We start from the raw sequence: 5,514 nt of genomic DNA, 5'->3' as shown, positions 1-5,514 counted from the left end.
TTTTTCGATTCTGATATTTTCTTTCTTAAAATACTTGAATATCAAAATAGGAGAGAGGATTTTAAAAATCAACGGCTTAACTTAGCTGTAACGGTGTCGCATATACTTAGTGCGACCTAAATTAGTTTTATTTCGTTTTCAATTTACAGACTTTTATAAAAATACTCAAACTTATTTTTTCATCATCGAACCCAAGCATTAAGTATATGCATTGTTACCACTAGGCTTTTTTCCTTCGGATCAACTATTTCTTAACATTAATATTCAACTTAAAATCCTCTAAAAAATGCAATTTTTTTCGGCGCGCTTGGTTTTTCATCGTTTTTGATATTCTGAAAATTTGATTTTATTCATTAGTTCATTCGGCTAGCACAAGTCATATTTTCACAGCGATTTTCAATTCCCTATATTTTGGCAAGCTTGTCTTAAATCTTTATATCAAATTCTTTTGGCTAGCTCTTTTTGATTCGTAATATCAATTTTCTTTGGCAAGCTCAAATTTCAGTTTTCACTATGTTTTTTAAATACTTAATCTTTAAAAATAGAGTAGAGGATTTTAATAAATTCGATTTTTTAGCTTAGTGGTAACGGTCTCGCATATCGCTTCGTTGCGGGAAAATTAGCAATTATTTTTCAATTTTAGATTTTAACTTCCAGAAAATCCAAAACTCCGATTTCAACCAAAACGCCGCAATGAGCGATATGCAGTGTTGTACAGCGTATTTTCGTCAATTAATTTGGTTAAATTCCTGAATTTCGAGTTTTAATTTTACTTTTGATTTTCGTTAAATTTTCATCGCTTGAGTTAAATCGAATGTTTTTTTTGTTCTTAAATTTAGTTTTGAGTTTGGTTTGAAAATGAGTAAAAAATTGTCCGAATTTTAATCGTCAGAGTCGAATCAGATGTCAGTTTTGATTGTCAATTTCGCTGATTAGATTTTAATTTTCGGTATTGAATTTAATCTCGAATTTCAGCCATTAATTTTCGATTTTGCATCTCAATTTCTCGGCTAAACATTAATCTCAATTGTCAGATGTTACATCGAAATTATTTCTCAGCCGAGTGAAAATCAATCGAATTTCCAAGTACAAAAAATTCCGTTTTGAATAGATTTTAGTTCGCAGAATTGAATTTTATTTCGCTTTTCAGTGTTGAAATCGAAGTGAGTTTTTTTTAAAAATCCTTTTTTTATATGCTGTACAACGGTCTTGTATATGGCTCGTAGCGTGAAAATTAGAAAATTATTTTCGGATTAAGCACAAGCCAGATTTTTAAATTTTACTATTTATCTTTTTAATTGGAAATCGTCAAATTTAAAAATTTGGCGACTTTCCAAATATACCTTAATTTCGATTAAGCAACTGCCCAGCTATGAGCTATATACGTTGTTAGCCACAGTCTTTTACCCATACCTTCTGTCCAATTGGTAAATTTCATCTTCGGTATAATTTGGGTTTACTTTTTTAAACAATTCTTTAAATTTCTCAAATTCTTCTTGTGGTGGTTTTCGACCGCAACAATATTTCATCATTTCTTGAGCGGATTCATCAAAATCGCTTTTTAATTTCTCATCTTTTGAAATAAATTCCTCCTGTATTTTTATCAAGACTTCGGATAATTCTATCGAATGCATATAAACAGAAACGTGAGCCATTTGAAATTCCTGAATGTCATTAAACTCTTTTAGGTTTACTTTTAAGTCACTTATGATACTGTAAAATTCGTAAATGTAATTAATAACTTTAGACGACATATACAGCATATTATTAGCTATCTCTTCGTGATACTTAATTATCGATTTGTCAAATTTCTCAAGGGAATTGTCAATACAGTTTTTGTCAATACAAGTTCCAGATAACGAGACGTGAAGTTGTTGAACATCGAATAAAATTTTTGACAAAGACGAATAAACAACTCTTTCTTGATTTTGAATTATTCCTTTTTTGTCAATTTCTTCCGATAGTTCTTTATCAAGTTTTTTAGAATCTAAATTCAGTTTGTTTTCAAGTTTTTTAATCCGAACATTGTTTCTGTTGTTTAACCAAACTAAACCTAAAGGTAAAAGTAGTCCTGTTACAATAGATAAAATTATAGATGGATTGTCTTGGATAAATTGAACAAACCAGCCAGTATCATTCGGTATCTTTTCAGCAACATTTTCAGTAGTTTCTGCTTGTAATAATGTTGTGAATATTGTCATTTACGATTGGTTTTTTAGATTGTGGCTAACGTTTTTGTGTATGATTAGTGGCGTGTTTAAGCACCTAATCTAGCAAATAAACACTAGATAGAAAATCCGCGAGGATTTTCGTAAGTAGGCGAGAACTAGCCATTAATTATACACGGTGTTGGCAACTGGCTTTATTCAATTTTAATATCATATTTATTTAATAATCCTACGAGACCTTCAAGGGAAAATTTTGCTTTGGCTATGTTGTTACGTTCAGGGTCAATATTGTAATTTTTAGCCGTAAGAAAACTCACTCCTTTAAGATTGGTGTTACTAAAAATAGTATTGGTTAAATCCGAATTTTTGAATACGGAATTTGTTAAATCACATTCGGAAAAATCCGCATCCTTAACAGATGAATTAATAAAAGGGGTTTTATGCATTTTTTTTCTCGTAAAAGAGCAACAATCTAAAATACAACCATCAAATTTTAATGAAAAAAGAAAATCATTACAACTACTAAAATTCACTCCTAATAATTTAGATTCTTTAAATGTGATGTTGTCCAATTGACAATGGTTGAATTTTGTCATTGTGAGATTACAGCCTGTAAATACACAATTTGTAAATGAACTAGAAACAAACAAACCGTTTGAAAAATCACAGTTTATAAAATTGCAGGAATCAAATTCTCTATTTTTCGTTTCTTTTTCAGAGTAAACTATTTTATTAAAAGATTTATTGTAATGTGTAAGTACTTCCATTTATTATTAAATTGTTTTTGGTTTTTTCAGCTTGTTGCCAACGGTCTAGCATATACTTAGTGCGACCTTAATTAGGTTTATTTTGTTTTCAATTTACAGACTTTTATAAAAATACTCAAACTTATTTTTTCATCACTGAACACAAGCATTAAGTATATGCATTGTTACCACTAGGCTTTTTTTTCTTCGGATCAACTATTTCTTAACATTAATATTCAACTTAAAATCCTCTAAAAAATGCAATTTTTTTCGGCGCGCTTGGTTTTTCATCGTTTTAGATATTCTGAAAATTTGATTTTATTAATAAATTCAATCGACCAGCTAAAGTCATATTTTCACAACGATTTTCAATTCCTGTATTTTGGCGAATTTGTCTTAAATCTTAATTTCAAATTCTTTTGGCTAGCTCTGAATTCATTTCTCCGTAATAATTTTTCAAATTCTAACATTTTGGCAAGCTCGTCTTGATTCGTAATGTCAATTTTCTTTGGCAAGCTTAAATTTCAGTTTTATTTTCAGAGTAAATTTCTGTTTTTAATATGTTTTTTAAAACACTTAATTTTTAAAAATAGAGTAGAGGATTTTAATAAATTCGATTTTTTAGCTTAGTGGTAACGGTTTTGTATATGGCTCGTAGCGTGTAAATTAGCGATTATTTTCGGTTTAAGAAAAAGCCAAATTTTAAATTTACTACTTATCTTTTTTAATGGAAAGTTGTCAAATTTAAAAATTTGGCGACTTTCCAAAAACGCCTAAACTTTAAATTAAGCAACTGCCAAGCTATGAGCTATATACAGTGTTGGCAATTGGCTTTATTCTTTCAACAATTTTATTATTTCATCAACTTCTTTAGCGTTTAAATCAAACCATTCTCCACGAACCCTTTTGTGTGAATAAAAATCGTGTAGATGATTTTCCAATTCAGAAGCTAATTTTCTTGTTGCGTATTTTCTTTTTGCTATCGTTTCAATTTGTGGGTCTTCGCTACGCAATGTTTTTTCTCGGTAATTTGGGTTATTTGATATTCCAATTTTATGTAAACCTGACTTTATATCAAGCATTAAATATGTGTAGCAATATTTTTTCTTTGTTTTATTAGATTTCTTTAATTTTCCATCAGTTTTGTTTTCGTAAAAGTGTTTTGAAAATTCCAAACATTCAGAATAGTGTTTAGATTCCAAACTTTTAAATTGTTCAGGTTTTTTTAATTCAACATCCCAAACTCCATCTGTACAAGCTAATCCACGAGCCATTGGTAATCCATTGTTTGTGTCGAAAAGATTTACCTCTGGACACATATCAGTAAACATTCCGTTTGTTTTTCCTTTCGACCAAGTTGGTGGTTCCGAAACTATATTTATTTCGTTTTCTTCATAATCTGAAGGAATAGCATTTTCTTTTCTTAAAGCTTCATAAAAGTTATTATGATAATCAATTTCGGAATAGTTTGAATAAAAATAAATAGTCAAAGCGTGTCTCCTACAATATTCCAAAATTGGACATCTTGAAGGAAGCCCAATTTCTCTACTTTGTTTTAAATATTCTTGTTTATTCATAAGTTTATTCAGCTTGTTTCTAATTGTTAAAGTTAACAATAAATTGGGTTTAAAAAATCATTTTATGGTAAGAACTGTCGTTTTTTTAGCTTGTTGCCAACGGTTTTGTATATGGCTCGTAGCGTGCAAATTAGCGATTACTTTTCGGTTAAGTACGAGCCGAATTTTTTAATTTTCTTATTACCTTTTTTTCTCAATAAGCCAAATTAAAAAATTTGGCGGACTTCGCAAATAAGCCATAATTACGATTTAGCAACTACCCAGCTATGAGCTATATACGGTGTTGTGGCACGTTTTTTTTTACATATTATGGTTTATCAGTATTATCAAATTCCGTTTTGGGGAAATTAAATAAAAATCTGTTCCCCCACTTTTTTTAAAGGCATAAAATCCACCTTTCTCATTCGCAATAGTTTTTATAAAATCTTGACGTTCCACGATTTCTCCGTTCCAACCACCGTAAATTGGTGTGACGAAATTTAGAGTTTCAATATCAGCTTGTTTTATAGGTGTTTCCGTCCATTTTACGTCTGCAAGATCTTTTGGTGGATATTTTTGAATAAAATCAGCTGATGGATTGGAAAAATATTCAGCCATTTCATCATTAAATTTAAATATGTCAAGCGTATAACCTTCTCCACGTATCCCTAATTCTTCGTAATCATATTCTTTCCAGCTCCAAAACGACTTTCCAGTTAATTTTTCAGTCCGTTCTTTAATATAGAAGTTTTTTGATAGTGGAAATATTTGTAATTGCCAAGAGATAAAAATTAATATTATTCCAAGAATTGAGCTCTGGATAAGTGCAGATTTCCGATTACCTTTTTTGTATGTCTTGAAAATTCGAAAAATCCAAAAGATTAGTCCAACTATCAGTAGAATAAAAATCAGTAATATTATTAAGTAGAATGTCATTTTTTAAATGTGCCACAACGGTTTTGTGTATGAGTAGTAGCGAGATTTTAGCTCGGAACTTTTCTCTTTTTTAAAGCTATAAATTTATACTTATTTTTCGTTTTTCAA

At 29.7% G+C, this 5,514-nt stretch carries 4 protein-coding genes; all 4 read right to left on the bottom strand.

Features of this window, described 5'->3' with window-relative positions; all coding sequences use genetic code 11:
• Positions 1 to 1,403 precede the first annotated feature (1,403 nt).
• The 4 genes from BLV84_RS12055 to BLV84_RS12040 all read right to left on the bottom strand — a co-directional run bounded on the left by BLV84_RS12055 (position 1,404) and on the right by BLV84_RS12040 (position 5,406).
• On the bottom strand, positions 1,404 to 2,201 hold the full coding sequence (locus tag BLV84_RS12055; RefSeq protein WP_093246026.1) for a hypothetical protein: 798 nt from the start codon (positions 2,199 to 2,201) through the stop codon (positions 1,404 to 1,406).
• Between the two features lie 161 nt (positions 2,202 to 2,362).
• Entirely contained in the window at positions 2,363 to 2,935 is a 573-nt protein-coding gene (locus tag BLV84_RS12050) for a pentapeptide repeat-containing protein (protein WP_093246023.1), read from the bottom strand.
• Between the two features lie 812 nt (positions 2,936 to 3,747).
• Positions 3,748 to 4,491 (bottom strand): GIY-YIG nuclease family protein, encoded by a 744-nt coding sequence (locus BLV84_RS12045; RefSeq protein WP_143521377.1) that lies wholly within the window; start codon positions 4,489 to 4,491, stop codon positions 3,748 to 3,750.
• Between the two features lie 300 nt (positions 4,492 to 4,791).
• The gene (locus BLV84_RS12040) at positions 4,792 to 5,406 is read right to left on the bottom strand and encodes a hypothetical protein (RefSeq protein ID WP_093246017.1); all 615 of its coding nucleotides are present in this window, start codon (positions 5,404 to 5,406) and stop codon (positions 4,792 to 4,794) included.
• Positions 5,407 to 5,514 lie beyond the last annotated feature (108 nt).

It is taken from the genome of Psychroflexus halocasei, from assembly GCF_900107595.1.
GTDB lineage: Bacteria > Bacteroidota > Bacteroidia > Flavobacteriales > Flavobacteriaceae > Psychroflexus > Psychroflexus halocasei.
This window is presented reverse-complemented; position numbering and strand designations above follow the sequence as displayed.

Coding starts and splice junctions, on each gene's coding strand:
- BLV84_RS12055 (WP_093246026.1), bottom strand. CDS start 2,201: ATGACAATATTCACAACATTATTACAAGCAGAAACTACTGAAAATGTT.
- BLV84_RS12050 (WP_093246023.1), bottom strand. CDS start 2,935: ATGGAAGTACTTACACATTACAATAAATCTTTTAATAAAATAGTTTAC.
- BLV84_RS12045 (WP_143521377.1), bottom strand. CDS start 4,491: ATGAATAAACAAGAATATTTAAAACAAAGTAGAGAAATTGGGCTTCCT.
- BLV84_RS12040 (WP_093246017.1), bottom strand. CDS start 5,406: ATGACATTCTACTTAATAATATTACTGATTTTTATTCTACTGATAGTT.